The sequence below is a fragment of the Petralouisia sp. genome (genome assembly GCF_056822245.1).
In genome coordinates this window covers 1-24,066 of the sequence record NZ_JBQIOP010000060.1, presented here as the reverse complement: position 1 = coordinate 24,066, position 24,066 = coordinate 1, and the positions used below count along the sequence as shown (strand labels likewise).

The following is a 24,066-nucleotide window of genomic DNA, read 5'->3' as shown; positions in this document are numbered from 1 at the left end:
AAAGAGCGAAAGTATAATAAAATCATCTGCCCTTATGAAAGCCTTAAAATACCTTGTTCAGCAAAAGGAGCACTATTTATAATAGTTGTAAAGTGGTGATAAGCAGTGAAAACTGCATTATTACCTGCTGCCTCTGCACTGGAAGCCCCCTTATAAAATGTCTGTTCTTTCTCCCTGTTCCGCTCTGCTCCAACGGACGTACCGCGGCAGCTGGGAACTACACGTTCTTTCTGGCTTTCCTGCGCTCCGCCATCAGAATGGCCTTGATTTTCTCTTTGGCCTCCGGGGAAATCTCCCTGTCTCTGTAATGCTTCACTTCATTTCCCGGGCCCGGCGCCATGCCGTAACGCTCCAGCGCCTCGCTTCTGGCAATGTTGTAGGATTTGGGTGCATCCACCAGAATCCGTATGTTGTTGGAGCTTCCTCCGGCAAATACAATCTTGATGTCATCGCCGATTAAGACATATTCCCCTGGCTTTACTGATAATTTCAGCATACATAACCTCCTGTTCTTCTTTCCGGCATCCCCGTACTGCTAATTTTGGAATGCAACAGTTTATAGTAAACTGTTGCGTCCCTGCCCTGTTTTTGATTATGCATTTTTTTCATTAATGCCGTTTATTTTGAAAAATAATAGAATATAATAGAATTATCAGTGAATTTAAGAAAAAGAATTTTTTTTAATTTAGATGTTAAGTATTTTTCTTTTGGTTCGATATATATGGTGTAAAGGCAAATGCAACATTTTACTATAAAATGTTGCATTTGCCTTAATTATTTTTTTATGCAATTCCATATAATACATTTAAAAAATGATCTGAGCCGGCTCATTGTCAAAAATTTCCAAAAAAATTTCCTCCACTGTCCAAAAAAAATTGTCCAATGGATAAAATAATGTTACAACTTGTTCACCATCCGGCTTTTTACAGCGGCACAGCAAATAACTAATCCCCGCCACAGCCGAATGGGGAATACTGCAAAATACATGCAGTTATGTGCGCAAAAAACCGGATCTTACAAAAGATGGAGGTAACATATATGGGTACTACGCAACCAATCAGAGAGAAGAAAGAATTGAAACAGTTTATGGACTACTATCGAAACATCCGTCCAAATGCCAGAAATTATGTATTGATTACATTCGGTCTGCATACCGCCCTTCGCATCAGCGATATCCTGAACCTGAACTGGCAGGATGTGTATGATTTCGAGAAAAAGAATTTCCGCAACCACATTTTTGTACGGGAGGAAAAAACCGGGAAGGAGAATGTTGTGGCTTTAAACGCGCATTTAAAAGATTCCCTGGAACTTTACAAAAATCTGAGAAACCCTTCTCAGGAAGACTACATTTTCACCAAAACTACTAATTTTTCCCGCCCCTTAAGCCGCTCCCAGGCATTCCGCATCATTAAGAAAGCGGCCACAGAAACGCTCCATGATCCCCATATCAGCTGTCATTCCCTTCGGAAAACCTTTGGGTATCATGCATGGAAGCAGGGGGTTCCCCCTGCTCTGTTAATGGAAATCTACAACCATTCTTCCTATACCATTACCAAAAGATATCTGGGAATTGCCCAGGATGAACGGGATTCTATTTATATGGATATTGATTTTTAGATAAATCAGCAAAAAGTCTGGCCGGACATAGCATTCGCAGTGTCCGGCCAGACCGTAAAAGGCAGCTTTCTCCCTGTCAAACCTTTTTCCCGCAGCATTTTTTATACTTTTTTCCGCTTCCGCAGGGGCAGGGATCATTTGGATAAATTTTTTTATTTTCAGGCTCTTCAGAACTGCCGGGAATGCCCCGCATCGGCACAATTTTTGCTCTGGAATTCCGGGCCAAAACCGGCTTTGCCTCTGACAGTTCCACAGGCATATGTCCTCTTAATTCAAACATACGGGTATGGTTGTTTGCATCCGCCATCAAGGATATGAATTTCTCCATCTGTCTCGCTGAATCAAATACCATTTCGTTTTCATTCAGCCATCCCACAATATCAGAAAGCATCATTCCCTTGGCAAACTCCTGGTAAATCACTGTGCACAGCTCATCCGCCTCTTCTGTGTCATAGTCCAGTTCCCGGCAGAAGAACTCTTTCAGTCTCGAATAAGTACGCTCCCCTGTCATATACCGGTTCTTGTAATAATCATGCACTTCATCTTCAGAGGGAATGTAGTAATCTGTCTGCCTCTGAATTCGTTCTATGTTCCGATACAGGCGCCCTTCTTTCAAAACAGTAGGCATCAGCTTTCCCTTTTCCAGACTGCAGGGATTTATCTCTTCCGGCAGGCTTTTGAATCTTTCCAGAAACTCCTCACAGCTGAGGGCAAATTCCTGTTTCCTGTTGTAGATTTCACAGGCAATTTCCACCGGCGCAACAGCGTACAGAAATCCAAAAATATCCAGACATTCCAACATCCAGTTGACTCTTTTCCGGCTCTGGTGAAATTCAGGGGTATTGATGGCCTGGTACGCCTGAACCACCTCTCCGGGCACCTCTACATATTCATCCTGATAGCAGGCAATGTAGTCCATCTCAAAGACAACCTCCAACCCTTCCCATTCTTCGTCTGTTGGATAAAAACATTTCCGCTTCATCGCTGCTTCGAACGCGGCAATCTCCCAATCCCCCAGTATCAGCAAACGTCTCTCCATCACAGAAGGCGTCAGAAGTTCATTGGCGATTTTCTCCGCCAATTCATCTTTTTTCAGCCTGGCCCTGTGCAGGCGCAATTCTTTGGCCTGCTGTACCAATTCCGCTTTTTGATAACCCGAAAGCATATCTTTTAATACCGGCTTGCGGGACTCCTGATCCTCTCTTGTCTTTTCTCCGTTCTGGATCAGGCTCTCTCCCAACAGGGTATTCAGCAGTTCTTTTGGCTGTATCCCCTCAGCGTCTGTGCACTGATTGATTATCTCAGGAAAAGAAAGCTGATTGCGCCCTGTCCGGTTCCGGGGATTTTCACATGTCCGGATTCCCCGGTTTTCTTCCTCAAAGTTCTTCTGAAGCTTCCGAAAATCCCGGTAATCAGCCTCCCCGCTGCAAACCTGATATTGTTCTCTCAAAATACCATTTTTTTCAACAGAATCGCTCCAGCTCCCTTTACCGCCGACTTGCTTCAAAATCAGGGGATATTGGATCGGGACTTTCTCTTGTTTTTGCTTTTCTGATACCTGGGACAATTTCTTTTCTATTTCAATCCGGTATTCCGCTGCCTGATCCGCGTCTTTCTGTACCCGGAACGCAAACCGCTTTTCCGAGCTCAGCAGTTCGTTGATAAAAGTATCGGATGCGCTGTGATAGCTGTAGAAAAAATTTTTTCGAAAATTCGAATCTTCTTTCCATTCGCATAAGGTTATCTTTTTCTGGTAAAACTCAAATTCATAATGTTCTGTTTTCTCACAATCCAAAAGTTCCTCTAAAATCCATGCAAGCTGCGTAAAAGTAATGCCAAAAGGAACAACCCCCCGCCGCCAGACAGGAGGTTTTGTGCCTTTTCTGATCATTTTAAGCTGAACCCAATTCATCCTTTTCACCTCTGTTATAGTTATCCTGCCGTAAGTTTCACCTCTATTCTATGACAGCCGGAATAAAATATCAATGGTTCTTTTCTTTTTTACTCTTGACTTTACAGACTCTTGTGTTATCTTAAAACAGACAACTGAAAGCAAGGAGAGAACAAATGCACAGCCAACCACAAAACAATTACCTCCAGGGCGTTTCCATGATTCTTATGTCTGCATTCTGCTTTGCATGCATGAATATCTGTATCCGCCTGTCCGGCAATCTTCCGTCCATACAAAAAAGTTTCTTCCGCAATCTGGTGGCAGCCCTGTTTGCCGGAATTATTATCCTGAAAAATTACGGCAGGCCCCAGCCCGTTTCCCTGTATATTCCAAAAGAGGCCCGGACTGCCCTTATACTGCGGTGTGTGTTCGGCACCGCAGGCATCCTCTGCAATTTCTACGCGGTGGATCATCTGCTTGTGGCGGACGCTTCTATTTTAAATAAACTGTCGCCTTTTTTTGCCGTTATTTTTTCTTATTTTCTATTGAAGGAAAAAATACGGCCCATTCAGGCTGCCTGCATTTTCTCCGCTTTCTGCGGCTGCCTGTTTATTGTAAAGCCGGGATTTCACAATGCCGCGCTGCTTCCCGCATTGATCGGGGTATGCGGCGGTCTTGGAGCGGGGATTGCCTATACCATGGTGCGTAAACTGGGAACTATGAAGATTCAGGGGCCTGTGATCGTCTTTTATTTCTCACTGTTTTCCTGCCTGTTTGTTACACCCTGGATGATTCTGGATTTTGCGCCTATGACGCCAGGACAGACTTTGACGCTCCTGCTGACGGGCCTGTTTGCCGCAGGCGGACAGTTCGCCATTACCGCCGCATACACCTGCGCCCCTGCCAAAAAAATCTCTATTTTTGATTATTCCCAGATTATCTTTGCAGCCATTCTGGGATTCGCCCTGTTTGGAGAACTTCCGGACAAATACAGTTTTATCGGATATGCCCTTGTGATTACGGCTTCCCTGATGATGTTTCTGTATAACTGCAGGAAGGAAGAGCCGTAATCTGAAAGGGACTGCCGCATTCTATGATTGAATGGCTATTGTGCGTTTTCTGCCCGTTTTTTTTCGAGGCTCTGAAGAATCTCTTCATTCTTCTTTTCATCCAGCGGATAAATCTGCAGCGGAATCAGACAGCAGAGAAACAATATGCCGAAAATCAGGTTTACCGTAAGATTGATGCCGTTCAGCGCCGCCGGCGTCTGCTGCGCGTTGGCCACATATCCGGTTGCGCCCATAATCAGCAGTCCGCCGGATACGCCGAAGGCAGAACCGAACTTGGTGGACAGAGATACTGTTGCGTAAGAGGTTCCGTCGGAACGCACCCCTGTTTTATCCTCCTGGTAGTTAATGGCGTCAGGAATCATTGCCATGGGAATCGGAAAGGAGAAACAGAAGAAGCCGTATAAACAGTGAAGCGCCAACAGCAGCGGAATGTTGGTATATCCCACAGTGGCTCCCACTGCATAAATCAGAATCAGGCTTGTTCCTGAGCCGATATATCCAATCCTTGCCATTTTCTTTTTGCCTATTTTTACAGTAAAACTCATGGTAACAAAAATCCCGATGACTGTGCATAAGGAGGGCAGTGACATAAAGGCCGCAATTAAATCAAACCTCTGGACATTATACATCAGATAATAGATCACAACGCCCATCCGGCCAAAGAAAGCCGTCATAGCCAAAAGCTGAATCAAAAATACCAGCATCAGCGGTTTATTGGACAGTACGCTTTTAATGCTTGTGCCTACGGACACCTTTGTGGAGCTTTTGGGCGGTATAATTGTTTCCTTACACATCGTGTAAACAAAGTAGAACAGGGGAAGCGCGCATATTGCAAATAAAACCGCCACTTTCGTATAAGCCCCTGCGGTATAGCCTTCGCCGCCTGAAAACTTCATCAGCAGCGGCGCAGTAATTGCATTCAGAAGCACGGAGCTGAGATTGGTTCCCATCATTCTGTAACTGTTCAGCCGGGCAATATCATCCACATCGGAAGTCATAACCGTTGACAGGGAGCCATAAGAAAGGTTCACCACCGTATACATCATGCCGCATCCAATGTATGTAACTGCCGCGTAAATCACCGCCCCACTGCCTTTTCCAAGGGTAGTAAAGGTCAGTACTGACAAGACTGCCAGAATCGGCGCTCCGAACAGGATATAGGGGCGAAACCGTCCCCATTTCGTATTGGTTCTCTCCGCAATGGCTCCAAACATAGGATCATTGACCCCGTCCCAAATTTTTGCAATCAGCATAATTGCAGAAGCAACTGCCGGGGCCATGCCCACCACATCTGTATAGAATACACTCAAGTAACTTCCTACAAACGTCCAGCACAAGTTACTTGCAAAATCTCCGCACCCATATGCAAAGAGTGTGAGTTTAGACAATTTTTTCGTCTGTGTGTTCATATTCTCCTCCTAAAAATCCTCCGCGCAAACTCATTCTGACGGTTTTGCGCCTGCAAAATCTTGACAAACAAACACTTTATGAATTAGAATATTCCTGGGTTGTGAATATTTTCATTCATTCCTGGCATGCCGAATGTTCCCAGCATTCGGCATGCCTTATTATCTGCCTGTTTTTTCTTCTTGCTACTTTTTCAGCAGCTATCCGCCGCCGTTATATCCTTACCGGTTCAGCAGCTATCCGCCGCCATTATATTCTTACTGGTTCAGCAGCTATCCGCCGCTGTTATATCCTTACTGGTTCAGCAGTTTTTTCACCATTGCCACATGGCGGGTGGTTTGTTCTACTGCGCCGTAGCCGCCTTCATCTTCATATTCTGTTACAATATATCCGTCATACTCAGATTCCGCGATCACCGGGATAATCTCTTCATAAGGAATGGACGCCTCATGGAGATTCTCATCCACGTAATGGCATTTTCCATGCATTTCAAAGCAGTAGGGCATGATTTTCTTCAGACCTTCCAGTTCTTTAACACAGCTCTTTCGGAACTGTACAAATCCATACATGCTGTTCAATGTTCCGCCAAGGGCGGGGCATTTTGCAAGCTCCGGCCCCATTATTTGCATGGCTTCTTCCATGGGCACATCCTCATAGCGAAGCTGCGCGCATTTCTCTAACTGTTCCAGAGTTGCTCCCGCCGCCAGGGCGCGGTCCCAGTAGGGTTTGTTGGGCTTCGTGGCAAAGCATCCGAAATCCGGCACAAAACCGATATATTTGCTGCCTGTCTTTTCAATCACTTCCAGATAATCCAGAATCGGCTGCGTCACCGGACTGTCCGGGTTATGGATTTCAATGCCCACACGGACATTGTAAGCCTCTGCAAAAGGCGCAATCCGTGCAAGGCCGGCAGGGGACAGCAGATATTGCTCACGCATTACCGTACACCCCAGCTTATTGGCGGACACAATATCGGTAACGGCGCGGGCTACCATTTCATCCTCCGTCAAATCCCTGTCCTTCAGCATCCCCCGATCCATATTTGCCGAATAGCAGATTGGGCCGATTCCGTATTTTTCTTTACACTCTCTGATAAATGAAACAAATTCATCTGATACATACGGGTAAGAGGGAATCATCTGAGCCGCTACAATCTCATATCCTTCCGCGCCCAAATCCGCCGCCGTGCGGATGACTCCTTCCAGATCCAGTTCCCCTTTCAGGAAAGGAGTCCCCAATGAAAATAACGTAATTCCTGTTTTTACATTTGCCATTTTTTCCTCCTTATTGTCCACGCTTTTTGGACATACAGGTATGCCCCTGGGCGCTTTCTCCTCCTAATCTGTAACTGCCAAACATTTCGTGCCGCAGCTGTCCACCGGCATATACATGTGATTGGGGCCGATGGGCATATAAGGCGAACGGAAGAACAAGGTTACGTCTATCTTGTGTTCTCCTTCCGGAAGCCCGCCCGGATAAAATACCCGGATAGTTGCCGGCTCTGTCACCTGCCAGAATTCCGTATAGCATTTGTCAAACTCTGCCGGACTGAATTCCTTGCCGTTAATGCAAAACTTTATATTATCTGCAGGCACTTCAAAATCATCCACCTTCACGCTGAATTCATCAATCACAGACAGGAAGTGCCCTCTGTAATAACTTAAGCGGATCTGAAACTGGTATCCCATTTTCCTGCCGTCCACATAGTAATTCTTAAGGCTGTCGCTTACCACCACATCCACGAAATTCATGCGCATTGCAAATCCCATTTTGCCACCTCCTGACTAGAATTTAATCTCCTTGTTCTCTGCCGCTGATTGATAGATAGCGTCCAGAACCTTGGTCACTGCAAGAGCCTCTTCCGGTTTAACCAGCGGCTCCGTGTCATTCTGCACTGCCTCCAGCCACTGTTTGCAGTCAATGGTTCCTTCTTCTCCGCCGCCTCCGCCGAAGTACGCCACGCCGCCTACCGGAGAAATAGTCTCTTCCATCAACTGTCCGTTGCGTCCCCGGTTATAAATCAGCTCGTTCTTGCCATAGCTCATTCCGGAATGAATTTCCGCTCCTGCAAGAGTTCCGCAGAGAGTGGTGGAGGCTTCCCTGGATTCTAAAATATTCAAAGCCCAGCTTGCTTCCAGCCCAATGGTTGCTCCGTTTTTCATTTTCACAAATCCCACCGCGGAATCTTCCACTTCATAAGTGTCCGGATTCCAGGGCCCGAACAGGTTGCCCTCAGTGGCCTGCTTAAGTCCCCCCAGTTTATAGAATACAGAACCGGAAACGCTCTCAATGTCATAATTGTCCATGCACCACAGTGTAATATCCAGGGCATGTGTTCCAATGTCAATCAAAGGGCCGCCGCCCTGGGCTTCTTTATCCATAAATACGCCCCAGGTGGGAACTCCCCGACGTCTTACCGCATGGGCCTTTGCATAGTAGATATCTCCCAAATCGCCCTTTTTGCATGCGTCATGAAGATTCTGAACTTCAGCCCGGAACCGGTTCTGATAGCCCACGGTAAACTTCATGCCGGATTTCTTCCATGCTTCTACCATTTTTTCCGCCTCTTTTGTGCTGTGGGACATGGGCTTTTCGCAGTACACATGCTTTTTCGCTGCAAATGCCGCAATGGCAATCTCACTGTGAGCCACATTGGGGGTACAGATATGCACAACCTCCACTGCCGGATTGGCGAGAACTTCTCTGTAATCTGCGGTAACCTGCGCGCCCTCTGCGCCGAATTCCTTTGCCGCCGCTTCTGCCCGCTCCAGTTTAATGTCGCAGAATGAAACAATTTCATTCAACTCTGCATTATTTTTCAATGCCGGAAAATGTTTCTGATTTGCAATCCCTCCGCATCCAATCACTGCAACTTTTACTTTACTCATGTTGATTCCTCCATTTCGTTTTGTTATTTGATGTAATAAGTATAGCAAAAGCCCCGTCCTGCCGCTTCTTTGGTTCAAACGGAAATCCTGTCGGATTATGACCTTCTTTTTGCCGGGATTTCCCGCCTCAATTACAAAAGGTCAAAAATGAACGGTTCATTTTTGACCTTCCCTCAGAGCATGTTTAAAAACTTATACCCGGGTCTGTATGTCCTGCTCTGCAGGTTTCCTATATCATATGGCGGATTCTGATAAATGCAATTTCATTAGGCTCCATTCTGATTTTAATTTTTAAGTTCTGATCCCGGGCCTCCAACATCTGAATGGTCAGCTTCGGCTCGCATATTTTGCGGAAATACCAGATATCATTTCTGGTAATCTCCCGCTCAAAATTCATATCCGCCCACAATTCCAGTACGCTTCCGCACTTTTCATTAATCCGGTATGTTTTCATCTGGTACATCCCCGGCTCCACATTGGACAGAAGAATTTCCTGTTCATACACTGCCCGGTCCTCAAAATATTTCCATATATTTTCCCTGTCAATCTGATCCTCCCTGGACAGGTAGTAATTGTAATTCAGCTTCTTTTGATTGTGGCATACAATCCCGTACACCTCCATGGCGTCTGTGGTAATCATATAATTTTCGCCTTTGCCCACAAAATAGGGAAATTGCCGGTTTAAAAAATCAAATGCAAAGGCCGCTGGCTTCATCACGCCGTCCCTGCTTAAAATCCCCATGCCCCCAAAGAGCATATCACTGGAATCGTAATGCTCTGAAATGCGGTCGCTGCCCAGAAAATAAGCCATACTGTCCAGTTTTCCATAGACGTCAATGTAATTTTTTACAATGTAGGCCCCTTTAAAACAGGTGTCATTGATATAATTCCGGTCAGAAATCGTAAGGTTCCATTCCGTACAATACACCGGCATGTTATGATATCCGATTTCTTCCAGTGCATTTCGGGCTTTCAACACCCAGTGCAGAACCCCCTCATTATCTGTGATGCGTTTCGAATAGGTATCCTTTGACACCTCGCCCCTTTCATACCCATAATAAAGAAACGAAAGAAAATCTGGCTGAACCGAGCGTTTTTTCCACAGGGACATCATTTCAAATCCTCTCTGCTCCCACATATCCGCCCGAAAGCCGCAGCCGCCCACCAGAAGCTCTCTGCTGTACTGATGGATAATTTCAGCCGCAGCGTCAAACAGTTCAAAATATTTCGGCAGATTCCCGCCCTCATTCATCAGCTCTTCCACAAACCACAGCTCCATCCGCCAGGTTTTCACCTCGCCGCGTCCATACCGGTGCAGAAGATGCTTCATCAGCCTGTGCAGGGTATCCCGCCAGTTCTCCAGGGAAGGAAGCAGAATCTGCCCGGAATCCTGGAAAACCACATTCTGCACGCTGCTCATCACACGTTTCGGTTTCATGCCCAGTTCAATATGGGGCTTTAAGCCATTCTGCAAAAGAAAATCCAGAATCGAATCCAGTCTGGAAAAATTGTGATTCTCTTCCCTGCCGTACACATTCAGCAGCATTTCATCTGAAAAAATCCTCCAAAACCGGACATACTGAAACTGCAGAGCCTCCTTTAACAGAAGCACATGCTCCCGGACGCCGGAGTTCAGCAGATCTTCCGCAGCTCCCACATTAATCATGTCATTCCAGAACGTCCGCAGCGGCTCATACTGCTTCACATTGTATTCCGCAATTTCCTTCCGGGTCAGAATCTCCTGCTCCCGTTTCAGTCCGTCATTGCGCAGAAAAGCTTCCAGACGGCCTTCCGCAATAATTTCCATCTCTGATTTTTCCTGCTTTTTCTTGTCCTCCCTGGCCCGTTTGCGGAACGCAGAGGGCGTCTCCCCGTAGACTGATTTAAACGCTTTGTTGAACATGGCCATGCTGCCGAATCCATTTTCAAAGGCAATCTTTGTAATCGGGATATTGGTGTACAAAAGATCGTCCACCGCATGGAACAGCCGGATATTGGTGAGATATTCCGCAAAGCTCATACCGTAGTTCTTTTTGAAAAATCTGGACAGATATCCGTTGGACAGATACAGTTTTTCTGACAGCTCCTTCATACTGATGGGCTGCGCATAATTGGCCCGGATATAATTATTGATCTGTGAAATCCTGTCCTCAAATTTGTCAAAATCATCCAGCTTTTCTTTATCGCCGGATTTTACCAGAAAATGCACCGACAGCAGATCCATCACGCGGTAGCACAGTGCAATATGCCCGAAATTGGACACTCCTCCCCGGGTGCTGAGATAGTGGTTCAAAAGCTCCTTCATGGCCGCCCGCAGCTCATCGTAACGCTGGTTATCGCTTCTGGTGGAATCGCACCAGAAGATAATATTCATGCTTTCGAATATATCGCTGACCAGCTGATAGGTGATAAACAGCCTGGCAAACAGAATATCCTCCGTTCCCTTCAGGCTGTGCTTTTTATTGGCGTTTACCACAAACAGGTCCTCTTCTTTCATGGAGATCACCTGTTCTCCAATCCGCACCTCCAGGGCGCCCTCCAACACAAACAGCAATTCGATATCCTGATGAAAATGCTCCCGTTCTTCCCTGGTATTGAGCACCTCTATTTTCAGTTTTTCTTTCTTTGTATATGCTGACATTCCATTCTCCTACCTTGCAATTACAACCCTGCTCCCCCTTTCCGCCGGCTTCTGCAGCGCCCTTCTACGGCCTGGCAATTACGATTCTTGTTCCCCTTTCCGCCGACTTCTGCAGCGCTTCTGCCGCCCGCATGGCCTGCAGATTCTCTTTTCCGCTGCAAACAGGCTGCCGGTTCTCCAAAATACTGCTGACAAATTCATCAATCACCCCTGAATTCTCCGCAAATCCGGCCTTCTGATCGTCATTGTTCTGAATTCCCCCAAACTGATACTTTTCCTGGCAGTCCCCTTTCTCCAGAATCAGCGTATATATCTCATCATCATAACACCGCAGCACCCCTTTTGTGCCGTAAATCACAAAAGAATTCCGTTCCTGCCCATAGCAGGTCCATCCGGCATGCATACTGCCGATTATCCCATGCTCTGTCTCCAAAATGGCCCATACATTATCCTCCACTTCAATCCGGGTTCCGTCGGGATAAGTCTTATCCAGCGTCCCCATTCTGCCGGTTACCTCCGCAATATCTTCTCCCAGTAAATGCTGAATCAAATCCAGTTTGTGGATTCCCAGATCTCCCAGCGCCCCCATTCCGGACTTATCCTTATGAAAAAACCAGGGATTTTTATTTCCTGTCCACTGATCCGGCCCACGGTGGACAAAGACCGTCTCAAAGCTCAGGACTTTTCCGATTTCCCCTTTCTGAATCAGTTCCCTGGCCTTTTGATGCGCCCGGGTCAGCCTTTGATTATTTCCAATCATCAGAATCCGGTTGTTTTTTTCAGCCGCCTCTGTCATCTGTTCACACTCCCGCACTGTCACGGCCATGGGTTTTTCGCACAGCACATGCAGTCCTGCCTCCAATGCCTGAAGGGCTATGGCGGCATGGGTGTCATTGGATGTGCAGATACTCACTGCATCCAGCTCCAGTTTCAGCAATTCTTCTAAACTTTCGCAGCAAATCCCCCCGTATTGAGACGCCATCCTCTCAGCCTTTTCTCTGCCGGCATTATAAAACGCCGCCAGCCTGCAGGCCGGATTTCTGTGATACTCCGGCGCATGGCGCACCTGGGCAATTGTGCCGCAGCCAATTATTCCTATCTTCAACTTCAATTTTACACCTCATTTGTCCGTCTTTTCAATCTGCCTTTGATCTTCGGCCCCTCCAATTGTATCATAATTACCGCCAATAGAATAACCCCTTTAATTGCATCATTGATCAGAGAATCCATTTTCAGGGCAACAATAATCTTATCAATGATCGTATAAGACATTGCCCCAAAGAGGATTCCAAGCACTCTCCCTTTGCCGCCGGACATGCTGATGCCGCCTAATACAACGGCTGCAATGGCGTACATCTCATAGCTGGTTCCCGTAGTGGCCGGATCTGCCGAGGCGTTCATGGCAATCCACAAAAAAGCTCCCAGGCCCACCAGCATTCCCGCAATGACAAACACGGAAATCTTTGTGACAGACACATTGATCCCGGTCATCACCGCACCCTTCTGGTTGCTTCCGATGGCATAAACTTTTTTCCCATATTTCGTACTGGTGGAAAGATATACAAACAAAACGGTCATAAGCGCCAGAATCAGCCCCACATAGGGAAGGGTGGCAGCCTTGCCGTTTCCAATCTGGTAAAAGGCCTGAAAAGAGCTTTTCTGGGTAAAAAGCTTGTAGATGGAGCTTCCTCCGCCGATAAGCTCCTTGGGAAGTTTCTGACAGACATACTGGGAAATCGATCGGAAAATCAGCATGGTTGCCAATGTTACAATAAAGGCCGGCATCTCTGCGCCGCCCACCAGAATTCCGTTTATCAGCCCGCAGAACCCTCCGAATGCAACTGCAAAGAGAAAGGCCGCAAAAATGCTGCCGGTAATATTATAAATGACAACGGAAAATCCGCTTACCATTGCAAGCATAGATCCCACCGATAAATCAATCTCTCCGGTCAGGCAGATCAGCCCCATGCCCAGAGCAATAATGCCGATAATGGCAGAATGCCGGAAAATATTCATAACGCCGCTCCAGGTAAGACTGCTGCTTGTGGCGGCGTACACGGCAAATATAATCAGAAACACAACTATGTAACTGTATTTTGACACTATCCCACTGCTGCCGGACAGTGATAATTTCTTTGTTTCCATATCTATTTCTCCCTTCTTAAAGGCTCTTCAACGCCTGCCGCAGGCCCGAACGCCTGACTTGCAGCCCAAAGTTACCGGGCGGAGCCTGTGGCGTAGAGCATCACCGCAGTTTCGCTGATTTCTTCGTGCCTAAGCAGCTTCACAATGCTTCCTTCATAAAAGACGGCGCAGTAATCCGCCACTTTCTGAATCTCCGGAATTTCCAGTGTATTAATCAGAATGGTTTTCCCTTCCCGGGCCAGTCCCAGAATCAGTTTATAAATCTCAGTTTTGGCCCCCACGTCAATTCCCTGAGTGGGATTGTCCAACAGCAGAATCTCCGCTTTTGTGTTCAGCCATCTGGCCAGAAACACCTTCTGCTGATTTCCGCCGCTTAAGGAGGTGACAGGCTGACTGCTGTCCTGCATTTTAATGTTCAGAAGCTCCCGGTAGGAAGTGAAGGCTCTGTCCTCTTCTTTTTTATGAATATGAAATTTCAGCGCGGAAAGCGTGTGCTCCGCCAGATACATGTTTTCCAGAAGGGACATATCCGCCAGAACGGAATTCTCCTTCCGGTTTGAGGCAAGCATGGCCACTTTTGACTTCATGGCTTTGTGGATGGAATTCTTCGGAATGCTTTTGCCGAACACAAGAAGCTCCCCTTCCGTTCCCCTGGCTGCGCCGAACAGTCCCTGCATAAATTCACTGCTTCCCGCGCCCTGCAGCCCGGTAAGACCGATAATCTGCCCCCGCTTTACCGTAAGATTTACCTTCCGAAAACCCGCGCCTGAGAATTCCTTTACCTCCAGGACAGTATCTCCCGCTTCCCTCGGCTCATACACATCTTCTGCGCTGTAGCTTTCCCCCACCATCATTTTCGTAACCTCTTCCGGCGTTGTTTCTGCAATTTTTCCGCTGTTTACATACTCCCCGTTGCGAAATACCGTATAACGGTCAGACAGGGCAAAAATTTCCGGCATCTTATGGGAAATAAAGATAAAAGAAGCCCCGTCTTTTTTTAATCTGCGGATAATCTCGAAGAAATGAGCCACTTCCTCATTGTTCAGGGAAGTGGTTGGCTCATCCAGTATCAAAAGCTTTGCATGAAAAAACAAGGCTTTGGCAATTTCCAGTAATTGCTTTTGACTGGTTTTCAAATCTCCCGCCATTGCATCCGGGTCAATTTTCACTCCCAGCCGCTCAAACAGCTCTCCCGCCTCTTTTCTCATTCTCTTCTTATCCAGTTTGCCGAATTTGTTTGTATATTCCTTTGCCAAAAATATGTTTTCGTATACCTTCAAATCATTGAACAGATTCAATTCCTGATGGACAAATGCAATTCCCATTTTTTCTGATTTATGAATGGTCATGGAATCGCAGACCTGCCCTTCAAATGCTACTGTACCGGAATCTTTGGGGCAGATTCCGGTCAGTACATTCATCAAAGTTGATTTGCCTGCGCCGTTTTCGCCTAAAAGCGCGTGCACCTCGCCTTTTTCCACTGAAAAAGACACGTCTTTCAGCACAGGCACGCCGTCAAAGGATTTGCAGATATGTTCCATTTGCAGCAGCTTCATAATGCTCCTCTCCTAGAAAAACGATGGGAACTGATCTACATTCTCGGGAGTTACTGTTTCGCATTCAATCACATGATCCTGCTCTACCGTTTCCCCGTTCAGATAATCCACCATATCCTGGACTGCCGTCTGAATCATGGAAGGGCTGTAGGTTACGGACATCACGCCGTCAAAATTGGCCGTAATATCTGCATAGGAATTGCCCCGCAGAACCTCGTAATATTCATCCAGTCCGCCGCAGCCTGTGAGAACCGGTTTTGTCTTGTAAATTTCTTCTTTGGCGGAATCGCTGACGCCGCCGCCGTTTAAGGATTCCAGAATGCCCATGGCAAGCTCATCATCCTCTGCATAAAACCACTTGATCCCTGCATTGGACGCGTCTCCCATCAGGGACTCGTAACTGTCTTTGGTATCGGAACGGCTCCAGTTCATCGCACCGGAATAGCTGATGGCCTTCAGATCATCCTCCGTCCATTTTGCATCTTCTGCAATGGTTTTGCCGTTGTATTCCAGTTCTCCTTTGAGATACTTGGTAAATCCATCGTTTCTGAGGGTGGTAACTGAAGAGGTGTCTCCCTCATATACATAGACAGCCTCCCCCGGCTTCATGCCCAGGGATACGAAATACTCTGCCGCGCCTGCGCCGATTCCTTCATTGTCTCCTTTTACATTGGAAACAGCGGAAGCAGAAACTGCGTCAATAATCCTGTCAAAAGCCACATAGGGAATTCCTGCGTCCACCAGCTGCTGAATGGCTGACTGGAGAGTGTCGTCCATAGGCTGAATCACAACCGCAATGTCTTTTTCCCCGCTTGCCACAATATCCTCCAGTTTGGTAATCTGGTCTGCCGCGTCATTGGCGGTAATCACCTCTGCTGTATAAGTTCCCTCTCCGTTGATTTCCTCTGCCTTTTCCTTTGCAAAGGTTGCCACAGAGCCAGTCCATCCATGATCTTCTGCCGCTGTCAGCACATAGATATGAGTGCCGCCTGCGCTCTCTGTCTTTCCGTCATTTTCGGCAGATTCGCTTTCCTCTGACGCATCCGTTTTGTCAGCTTCATCTTCCGCTCCGCTATTTCCGGCGGATTCGCTTCCATTTTCTGAAGCTTTCCCATTTCCATCGGTTCCAGGCCCTCCGCAGGCCGCCAGGCCAACTGCCATGGCCAGTGTCAGTACGCTGATTAATAATTTCTTTTTCACTTATATTTCCTCCTTATTCCAGTACCAGCCTCACGCCGCCGTAAATTCCTGCGTTATTGCTTAATTCCGCCTGCTTAAAAGGCGTCTCGCAGGCTGCGTGAAACGCATATTTGGTATAATACTTTTTCATGGCTTCCAACAGGATATCCCCGGCCTTCGCCATGCCGCCGCCAATGACAAAAGCTTCCGGATTCACCACGCATGCAATGGCCGCCGCCGCTTTTCCCAGCATAAATCCAACCTCATCCACCATTTTCAGGGCCACTTTATCTCCTTCTCTGGCTGCGTCAAAAATATCTTTCGCGGTGAATTCCCCCGAAAGCGTTGTGTCCGCACCGGGATTCTCTGCCAGATATTTTGCGGTCATCCTGACAATGCCTGTGGCGGAGCCGTACTGCTCCAGACATCCTTTTTTGCCGCATCCGCAGGTTTCCGTTTCGTCATCCGCCATGGGGATATGCCCGATTTCCCCGGCTGCTCCGTTGACGCCTGCCAGGATATGTTCATTGATTATGATTCCGCCGCCCACTCCGGTTCCCAGCGTCATCATTACCATATTTTTGTGGCCTTTGCCGCCTCCCTGCCACATTTCTCCCAGGGCCGCCACATTGGCGTCATTGCCTGCCTTGACTTTCAGGCCCGTCATCTGCTCTAATTCATGCTCCACATGAAAGGTTCCCCAGCCAAGATTCACGCATTTCAACACCATTCCGTCCGGGCTTACCGGCCCCGGAACGCCCATGCCTATGCCTTCCACATCCAATTTGGAAATATTTTTTTCTTTCAGCTTCCCTTCCACGGCTTCTGTAATATCTCCCAGGATATTTTTACCGCCGTCCTGGGTTCTGGTTGGGATTTCCCAGGTATCCAGCAAATCCCCATTGGTCTGGAAAAGGCCCATCTTTACCGTTGTGCCGCCTATATCCACTCCAAACGCATATTTTTTCATCCCTCTGATTCCTTTCCTGTCAGTTTCTTTAAATTACAAAATTCCTCAGATATCTGGCGCTCAAAATTACTGCTTTTTTTGCATCCTCCAGACTTCCTTCAAAGGCTTTGTCCTCCACCTCAATGCAGGTGTATCCCTGATAACCGATGTCTGTCAGGGCCGACACATATCTGCCCCAGTCCACATCGCCCAGTCCCGGAAGTTTGGGAGACATGTAGGTGAGAGGCGTGGCCATAATTCCCACATCCTTCAGTTTGTCCTGATATACCTTGATATCTTTGTAATGCACATGGAAAATCTTATCCTTAAATTCATACAGCGGTTTGATATAATCAATTTGCTGCCATATAAAATGCGAGGGATCGTAATTGATTCCAAAATTCGGGCTGTCTAAAATCTCAAAAACCTTTCGCCAGATGGCAGGAGTTGTCATCAAATTCTGTCCCCCCGGCCACTCGTCGTCTGTAAACAGCATCGGACAGTTTTCGATGCCGATTCTTACCTTCTTCTCCTCTGCATACTTGACAATGGGCGGCCATACCTCTTTCACAAGTTCCAGATTTTCTTCTACGGTTTTCTTGGGATCTCTTCCCACAAATGTGGTAATCATATTCACATCCAACAGAACGGAAGCGTCAATCAGCTTATAAATGTGAGCGATGTAGCTCTGCCTTTTTTCCAGATCCGGGTCCAGTGTGTTGGGATAGTATGCAAGGGAAGAAATTTCCACGCCTTTCTCCCTGCAGTAAGATTTGATTTCTTCCGCCTTTTCTTCTGTCAGATTCGCTGCGTCAATGTGGCTGACCCCTGCGTATCTTCTCTGTGCGCCTCCCTGGGGCCAGCATGCCACTTCCAGGCATTCCAGACCGTTCTCCGCTGCAAAATCCACCACTTCTTCAAAATTCATACCATCGCAGATTGCCGTAATAAATCCTAACTTCATAACTGTTTTCTCCTTTCCATGGGTTCTTCTTTGTATCCTTATTATAAAACCTCACCGTTTGGGCCGCTTCTCTGTACATGTCTGTTTTCTGGCAAAAAAATGACTTTTTCATATCACTTATTTCCAAAAGGTCAAAAATTAATGTATGATTTTTGACCCTGGGCGGAACCGGAAAATTTTGACGTCCATTCATTCCTCCGGAAAACAAAAGAAAATTATTTTTTCGCAATCTTTATTTTCTTTCTTGAAAAATCAGATTCACAGGCATATAATTGATACCGAAAAAGAAACTGCAGCAGAGCGCTTATCAGAACTGCTGCAAAAACAGAAATTAGAAGGAGAAACTATGGAACATTTAATCATACCCGACAACTACCGGCCGGAGCTTGACCTCCACGACACGCAGATTGCCATTAAAACGGTGAAAGACTTTTTCCAGAATCTTCTGGCTGAACGGCTGAACCTGCAGCGTGTGTCCGCTCCCCTGTTTGTGGACCCCGCTTCCGGTTTGAATGACAACTTAAACGGCGTGGAGCGGCCGGTCACCTTCGGCATCAAAGAGCAGGGAGAAAAGACGGCGGAAATTGTCCACTCTCTTGCCAAGTGGAAACGCTATGCGCTGAAGAAATACGGTTTTGCCATGGGAGAAGGGCTTTACACCGATATGAACGCCATCCGGCGGGATGAAGTGACAGACAATATCCATTCTATTTTTGTGGATCAGTGGGATTGGGAAAAAGTGATTTCCAAAGCGGATCGAAACCTGGACTATCTGAAGGAAACGGTGAAAAACGTCTATAAGGTGCTTCGGAAAACAGAGAAATACATGGCGATCCGCTACGATTACATAGAAGAAATTCTTCCGCCGGACATCTTCTTTATCACCACCCGGGAACTGGAAGAAAAATACCCGGAGCATACCCCCAAGGAGCGGGAGCTTCTGATTTCCAGGGAAAAGGGAGCGGTATGCATTATGCAGATCGGAGATAAACTGGCGTCGGGAGAACCCCACGACGGCCGTGCGCCGGACTATGACGATTGGGCGCTGAATGCAGATATTGTGGTGTATTATCCGGTACTGGACATTGCCCTGGAGCTTTCCTCCATGGGTATCCGCGTGGACCAGACGTCTCTGTCAGAACAGCTTGAAAAAGCAGGATGCCAAAAACGGGCCGAACTGCCCTTCCAGAAAGCCATTCTGCTGGGGGAACTTCCCTTTACCATCGGAGGCGGCATCGGACAGTCCCGGATTTGTATGTTTTTCCTGAGAAAAGCGCATATCGGAGAGGTGCAGTCCTCTCTCTGGAAAGAGGAAATTGTAAAAGAAACGGAAAAACATGGGATTCCTTTGCTGTAATTAAAACATTTCCCGGAATTGTTGTTATGAGAACCAAAAGAAGGGCTGCCGCCTTAAGAAATACAACTGCAAGATATTGTATCTTGTATGTTTACTTCTTAAGGCGGCAGCCCCTTCTCCTGTACCGCCGTCAAATGGCCCTGATTCTCTCTAACGCCGCCAGGGTATTCTCATAACTTCCAAATGCAGTCAGCCGGAAATATCCTTCGCCGCTGGGCCCGAACCCGGCTCCGGGAGTTCCCACCACATTGGCCTGCTCCAGTAAATAATCAAAGAACTCCCAGGATGTCATCTGATCCGGGGTTTTCAGCCAGATATAGGGGGCATTGACCCCGCCGAACACGGTGTATCCCGCCTCTTTCAGCCCGTTCTTGATGGCGGCTGCATTATTCATATAATAGGCCACCTGCTCCTTTAACTGGGCTTTTCCCTGGGGACTGTAGGTAGCTTCCCCTGCCCGCTGCACAATATACGGCGCCCCGTTGAACTTGGTTCCGTGACGGCGGGCCCACATGCTGTTTAAAGAAACCTCCCCGCATTTCAATTCTTTGGGAACTACGGTATATCCCAGGCGCACGCCGGTAAAGCCTGCATTTTTGGAATAGCTCTTTAACTCAATGGCGCAGCGTTTTGCCCCCTGGCATTCATAGATGGAATGGGCCACATCCGGTTCCGAGATATAAGCCTCATAAGCTGCATCGTAGATAATCACCGCTCCCTCCCGGCTGGCATAATCCACCCATTCCTGAAGCTGCGCTTTCGTAATGGTGGTGCCCGTTGGGTTATTGGGCAGACACAGGTAAATCAAATCCGGCGTTTCTTTGGGAAATTCCGGCACAAAATTATTTTCCATGGTGCAGGGCATGTAAATCACATTGCTCCAGGTTTCAGTATTCGCATCATACGTTCCGGTTCTTCCTGCCATAACGTTGGAATCCACATACACCGGATAAACCGGGTCGCAGACTGCAATCCGGTTGTCCGGCCCAAAAATTTCCTGGATATTGGCCGAATCGCTTTTGGCTCCGTCAGAAACAAAAATCTCATCTGCGGAAATTTTACACCCTCTGGATTTATAATCATGCTCTGCAATGGCATTTCTCAAGAATTCATAGCCCAAATCCGGCGCATATCCCCGGAAAGTGTCTGCATTTCCCATTTCGTCCACGGCTTTGTGCATGGCTTCAATCACTGCCGGCGCCAGAGGCTTTGTCACATCGCCGATTCCCAGGCGGATGATCTCTTTTCCCGGATTGGCCGCTGTATAGGCAGATACTTTCTTTGCAATGGCGCTGAAAAGGTAGCTGCCGGGTAATTTCTGATAATTCTCGTTGATTTTAAACATGGATGATCCCTTCTTTCTTTTCACTATAAATCACTGGGAAGTATCACTTCGCCGTCAAATACGGTGGCTGCCGGGCCTGTCATATACACCGGTTCCCTGCCGCCTTCCCAGTTAATATGCAAATCGCCGCCTAAAAGCTGTACCGTTACGTCATGATCTGTTTTTTCATTGAGGATCGCCGCCACAGCAGTGGCGCAGGCGCCGGTTCCACAGGCCAAGGTCTCTCCGCTGCCCCGCTCCCAGACCCGCATCCGCAGGGTATGCCTGTCAATGATATTGACAAATTCCGTATTGATCCGCTGGGGAAACCGGGGATGATTCTCAAAAGAAGGGCCGATTGTTTCCAAATCAAGATCCCTGACATCCTTTTCCATAAAAATCACACAATGGGGATTTCCCATGGAAACACAGGTCATCTGATATATGTTTCCGTTCACTTCCAGAGGGACATGAACGGCCGTCTCCTCTGCCGGGCCCGATTTTTCCGGGGAATTATCTGCAATTGCTGAAAATTTTTCCGGCGATCCATTATGGCTTTGGGGAAGCACCGGAATCTTTTCCGGGGACAGCTCCGGGGAACCCATATTTACTTTTACCAGGGATACTTTGCCGTTTTCCACGGTCAAATCCAGTTCCTTAATCCCTGCCAGAGTTTCCACCTGAATCCTGGTTTTATCTGTCAGGCCGTAATCATAGACGTATTTTGCCACACAGCGGATGCCGTTTCCGCACATCTCGCCCCGGGAACCGTCCGCATTGTACATGGCCATTTCAACATCTGCTTTTTCCGACGGCTTTATTAAAATCAATCCGTCCGAACCCACTCCGAAATGCCTGTCGCTGACATATTTCGCGGTCTCCTCCGGACAGGCCACTTCCTCGTTGAAACAGTTTACATAGACATAATCATTTCCAATCCCGTGCATTTTCGTAAATTTCACAGACACGCCTCCTATTCTTCTTTTGAATTCTGCATCATCTGCAGAATCATTTCTGCCGTTTCAGACAGCCCTGTGCCGCTGTCCATACTTATTTTCTGGATATACCGGTGGGCTTCCTCTTCTGTTATCTGTTTTCTTTCCATTAAAAGCTCCTTGGCGTCCTGGATGATCCGCTTCTCTTCTTCGCTCCGCTCCCGCCGCCGGAATTTCCGCTTCTGCTTCCTTTTTTCTATGGAACAGGATATCTGTTCCACAGCGCTGACCAGCTCATGGACTTTGAAAGGCATGGTCAGGCACATCAGATGTTCCATGTCCGGTTCTTCCCAGAAATCGGGAGAAGCTATCACAAGCATTTCAAAGCTGTCCGGCAAGTAATCCCGCAGCTGCTGATACATCATGTCCGAAAGCCTGCAGGCACAGATCACAAGCCCCTCTTCCAACAGCTCCGCATGCTGCAGAACCTGGGCTCCTGCCGTGCACAGCGCGCTGACTGAAAACCCGTTTTTCACTAAAATATTTTTTATCTTTTTCCCAATTTCCATTCTTGGGAATGCTGCAATTACAGGAACCAAAACACTTCCTCCCGGGAACTATATTTTGTAGAGATAATGACTGATTTCCCAGTCTGTCACCTGTTCCCGGTATGCTTCCCACTCCGCTTCTTTTGCCTCTGCATATTTTTCCGCAATATGAGCGCCCAATACGCTGCAGATAAACCCATCTTTTTTCAGTTCCTTCACTGCTTCGTGGAGATTAGAAGGCAGCTCCTTAATCTGCAGCCTTTCCCGTTCTGCTTTTTCCATATGGAAAATATTGGACTGCACCGGAGCCGGGGGATTCTGTTTACACCGGATGCCGTCAAGTCCTGCCGCAAGGCACACAGACAGGGCCAGATAGGGATTTGCCGCAGGATCAGGGCACCGAAGCTCCACACGGGTGGCTTCTCCTCTTGCCGCCGGAATCCGAATCAGCGGGCTTCGGTTGGTGGCCGACCATGCAATATACACAGGCGCCTCGTATCCCGGCACCAGCCGTTTATAGGAATTCACCAGAGGATTGGTGATTGCCGTAATTCCCTGCATATGCTTCATTAATCCGCCGATAAAATAATAGGCTTCCCGGCTTAATCCCAGTTCATCGGAGGAATCGTTGAAAATGTTTTTTCCGTCTTTTGACACAGACATATTGATGTGCATACCAGAACCGTTTACCCCGTATTTGGGTTTCGGCATAAAACTTGCGAACAGTCCGAACCGCTTTGCAATGGTTTTGACCGCCAGTTTAAAAGTCATAATATTGTCTGCCGTCGCCAGACCCTCGCCGTAGCGGAAATCGATCTCATGCTGGGCCGGGGCCACCTCATGATGGGATGCCTCAATCTCAAATCCCATTTCCTCTAACGTCAGCACCATATCACGTCTTGCATTTTCTCCCAAATCCACCGGCCCCAAGTCAAAATATCCCGCCCGCTCATGGGTCAGCGTGGTAGGGCGCCCGTCCTCATCAGTGTGAAACAGGAAAAATTCACATTCCGGCCCCACGTCAAACTGATATCCCAGTTCTGCCGCCTGCGCCAGTGTTTTCTTTAAAATATATCTTGGATCTCCTTCAAAAGGCGTTCCGTCCGGCCGGTAAATGTCGCAGATCACCCGGGCCACTTTTCCCTGCTGGGGCCGCCAGGGGAAAATTGCAAAGGTGTCAAGATCCGGATGCAAATACATATCCGACTCTTCAATGCGCACAAATCCCTCAATGGAAGATCCGTCAAACATGCACTGGTTATTCAGCGCCTTTTTCAGCTGGCTTTTGGTAATCGCCACATTTTTCAACGTTCCGAACATATCTGTAAACTGCAGACGGATAAATTCCACGTCCTCTTCTTCCACCATCCGTACAATATCCTGCTTCGTGTATCTGCTCATAATGCTTCACTCCTTTAATCAGGTAATATGTTACAGCCGCCATGGCTATTATACGTAATCTCTATTCAGAAGTCAATGTTCCAGGCGGATTCCGATAGTGTAACTTTACTTTCGGGTTTGATTGGTCAGAGTTTACCACAAATGTTTTTCTCAAATAGAAATGACTTCTTGTTTTTTTTAGCTGTACTATAGTT

General features: G+C 47.4%; 20 protein-coding genes. 3 read left to right on the top strand and 17 right to left on the bottom strand.

What is annotated here, in order from left to right:
• Positions 1 to 217: 217 nt before the first annotated feature.
• Positions 218 to 496, bottom strand: a complete 279-nt coding sequence (locus ACTO17_RS17515) for a carbon storage regulator (RefSeq protein WP_482558843.1) — start codon at positions 494 to 496, stop codon at positions 218 to 220.
• Positions 497 to 1,038: 542 nt separating this feature from the next.
• Here ACTO17_RS17515 and ACTO17_RS17510 point away from each other — a divergent pair.
• Positions 1,039 to 1,617, top strand: coding sequence for a tyrosine-type recombinase/integrase (locus ACTO17_RS17510; RefSeq protein WP_172536303.1), 579 nt, complete (start codon positions 1,039 to 1,041; stop codon positions 1,615 to 1,617).
• 76 nt (positions 1,618 to 1,693) lie between these two features.
• On the opposite strand, the gene ACTO17_RS17505 is transcribed toward ACTO17_RS17510, so the two are convergent.
• Positions 1,694 to 3,529 (bottom strand): SEC-C metal-binding domain-containing protein, encoded by a 1,836-nt coding sequence (locus ACTO17_RS17505; RefSeq protein ID WP_482558842.1) that lies wholly within the window; start codon positions 3,527 to 3,529, stop codon positions 1,694 to 1,696.
• Between the two features lie 155 nt (positions 3,530 to 3,684).
• Here ACTO17_RS17505 and ACTO17_RS17500 point away from each other — a divergent pair, with 155 nt between their 5' ends.
• Entirely contained in the window at positions 3,685 to 4,578 is an 894-nt protein-coding gene (locus ACTO17_RS17500; protein WP_482558841.1) for a DMT family transporter, read from the top strand.
• A 35-nt stretch (positions 4,579 to 4,613) separates the two neighbouring features.
• Here the strand turns inward: ACTO17_RS17500 and ACTO17_RS17495 are convergent, their stop codons facing one another.
• From ACTO17_RS17495 to ACTO17_RS17445, 11 genes are all read right to left on the bottom strand, one after another.
• Positions 4,614 to 5,987, bottom strand: coding sequence for an MFS transporter (locus ACTO17_RS17495; RefSeq protein ID WP_482558840.1), 1,374 nt, complete (start codon positions 5,985 to 5,987; stop codon positions 4,614 to 4,616).
• A gap of 291 nt (positions 5,988 to 6,278) precedes the next feature.
• Positions 6,279 to 7,259, bottom strand: a complete 981-nt coding sequence (locus tag ACTO17_RS17490; protein WP_172536299.1) for a sugar phosphate isomerase/epimerase family protein — start codon at positions 7,257 to 7,259, stop codon at positions 6,279 to 6,281.
• A gap of 63 nt (positions 7,260 to 7,322) precedes the next feature.
• Positions 7,323 to 7,754 carry a C-glycoside deglycosidase beta subunit domain-containing protein gene (locus tag ACTO17_RS17485; protein WP_482558839.1) on the bottom strand — a complete coding sequence of 144 codons (432 nt, stop codon included), beginning with the start codon at positions 7,752 to 7,754 and terminating at the stop codon, positions 7,323 to 7,325.
• Positions 7,755 to 7,769: 15 nt separating this feature from the next.
• Entirely contained in the window at positions 7,770 to 8,873 is a 1,104-nt protein-coding gene (locus tag ACTO17_RS17480) for a Gfo/Idh/MocA family protein (protein WP_482558838.1), read from the bottom strand.
• 229 nt (positions 8,874 to 9,102) lie between these two features.
• Positions 9,103 to 11,514, bottom strand: a complete 2,412-nt coding sequence (locus ACTO17_RS17475; protein ID WP_482558837.1) for a GH39 family glycosyl hydrolase — start codon at positions 11,512 to 11,514, stop codon at positions 9,103 to 9,105.
• A 64-nt stretch (positions 11,515 to 11,578) separates the two neighbouring features.
• Complete coding sequence (locus ACTO17_RS17470) at positions 11,579 to 12,625, bottom strand: Gfo/Idh/MocA family protein (protein WP_482558836.1); 1,047 nt, start codon at positions 12,623 to 12,625, stop codon at positions 11,579 to 11,581.
• A 2-nt stretch (positions 12,626 to 12,627) separates the two neighbouring features.
• Complete coding sequence (locus ACTO17_RS17465; RefSeq protein WP_482558835.1) at positions 12,628 to 13,659, bottom strand: ABC transporter permease; 1,032 nt, start codon at positions 13,657 to 13,659, stop codon at positions 12,628 to 12,630.
• A 71-nt stretch (positions 13,660 to 13,730) separates the two neighbouring features.
• The gene (locus tag ACTO17_RS17460; RefSeq protein WP_482558834.1) at positions 13,731 to 15,215 is read right to left on the bottom strand and encodes a sugar ABC transporter ATP-binding protein; all 1,485 of its coding nucleotides are present in this window, start codon (positions 15,213 to 15,215) and stop codon (positions 13,731 to 13,733) included.
• 12 nt (positions 15,216 to 15,227) lie between these two features.
• A complete protein-coding gene (locus tag ACTO17_RS17455; RefSeq protein WP_482558833.1) occupies positions 15,228 to 16,415 on the bottom strand; it encodes a substrate-binding domain-containing protein in 1,188 nt (395 codons plus the stop codon).
• A 13-nt stretch (positions 16,416 to 16,428) separates the two neighbouring features.
• Positions 16,429 to 17,364, bottom strand: coding sequence for an ROK family glucokinase (locus tag ACTO17_RS17450; RefSeq protein ID WP_482558832.1), 936 nt, complete (start codon positions 17,362 to 17,364; stop codon positions 16,429 to 16,431).
• Between the two features lie 28 nt (positions 17,365 to 17,392).
• On the bottom strand, positions 17,393 to 18,307 hold the full coding sequence (locus ACTO17_RS17445; RefSeq protein WP_482558831.1) for a sugar phosphate isomerase/epimerase family protein: 915 nt from the start codon (positions 18,305 to 18,307) through the stop codon (positions 17,393 to 17,395).
• Between the two features lie 346 nt (positions 18,308 to 18,653).
• Between ACTO17_RS17445 and asnA the strand changes: the two genes are divergently transcribed.
• Positions 18,654 to 19,664 carry an aspartate--ammonia ligase gene (asnA, locus tag ACTO17_RS17440; RefSeq protein WP_482558830.1) on the top strand — a complete coding sequence of 337 codons (1,011 nt, stop codon included), beginning with the start codon at positions 18,654 to 18,656 and terminating at the stop codon, positions 19,662 to 19,664.
• 130 nt (positions 19,665 to 19,794) lie between these two features.
• Here asnA and ACTO17_RS17435 read toward each other — a convergent pair whose 3' ends face one another.
• The 4 genes from ACTO17_RS17435 to glnA are packed head-to-tail and all read right to left on the bottom strand — an operon-like array spanning position 19,795 to position 23,872.
• A complete protein-coding gene (locus tag ACTO17_RS17435; RefSeq protein ID WP_482558829.1) occupies positions 19,795 to 21,009 on the bottom strand; it encodes an LL-diaminopimelate aminotransferase in 1,215 nt (404 codons plus the stop codon).
• A 23-nt stretch (positions 21,010 to 21,032) separates the two neighbouring features.
• Positions 21,033 to 21,950: a diaminopimelate epimerase gene (gene dapF / locus ACTO17_RS17430; protein WP_482558828.1), complete on the bottom strand. Its 918-nt coding sequence runs from the start codon at positions 21,948 to 21,950 to the stop codon at positions 21,033 to 21,035.
• 11 nt (positions 21,951 to 21,961) lie between these two features.
• The gene (locus tag ACTO17_RS17425; protein ID WP_172537704.1) at positions 21,962 to 22,522 is read right to left on the bottom strand and encodes an ANTAR domain-containing response regulator; all 561 of its coding nucleotides are present in this window, start codon (positions 22,520 to 22,522) and stop codon (positions 21,962 to 21,964) included.
• 18 nt (positions 22,523 to 22,540) lie between these two features.
• Complete coding sequence (gene glnA, locus ACTO17_RS17420; protein ID WP_482558827.1) at positions 22,541 to 23,872, bottom strand: type I glutamate--ammonia ligase; 1,332 nt, start codon at positions 23,870 to 23,872, stop codon at positions 22,541 to 22,543.
• Positions 23,873 to 24,066: the final 194 nt, after the last annotated feature.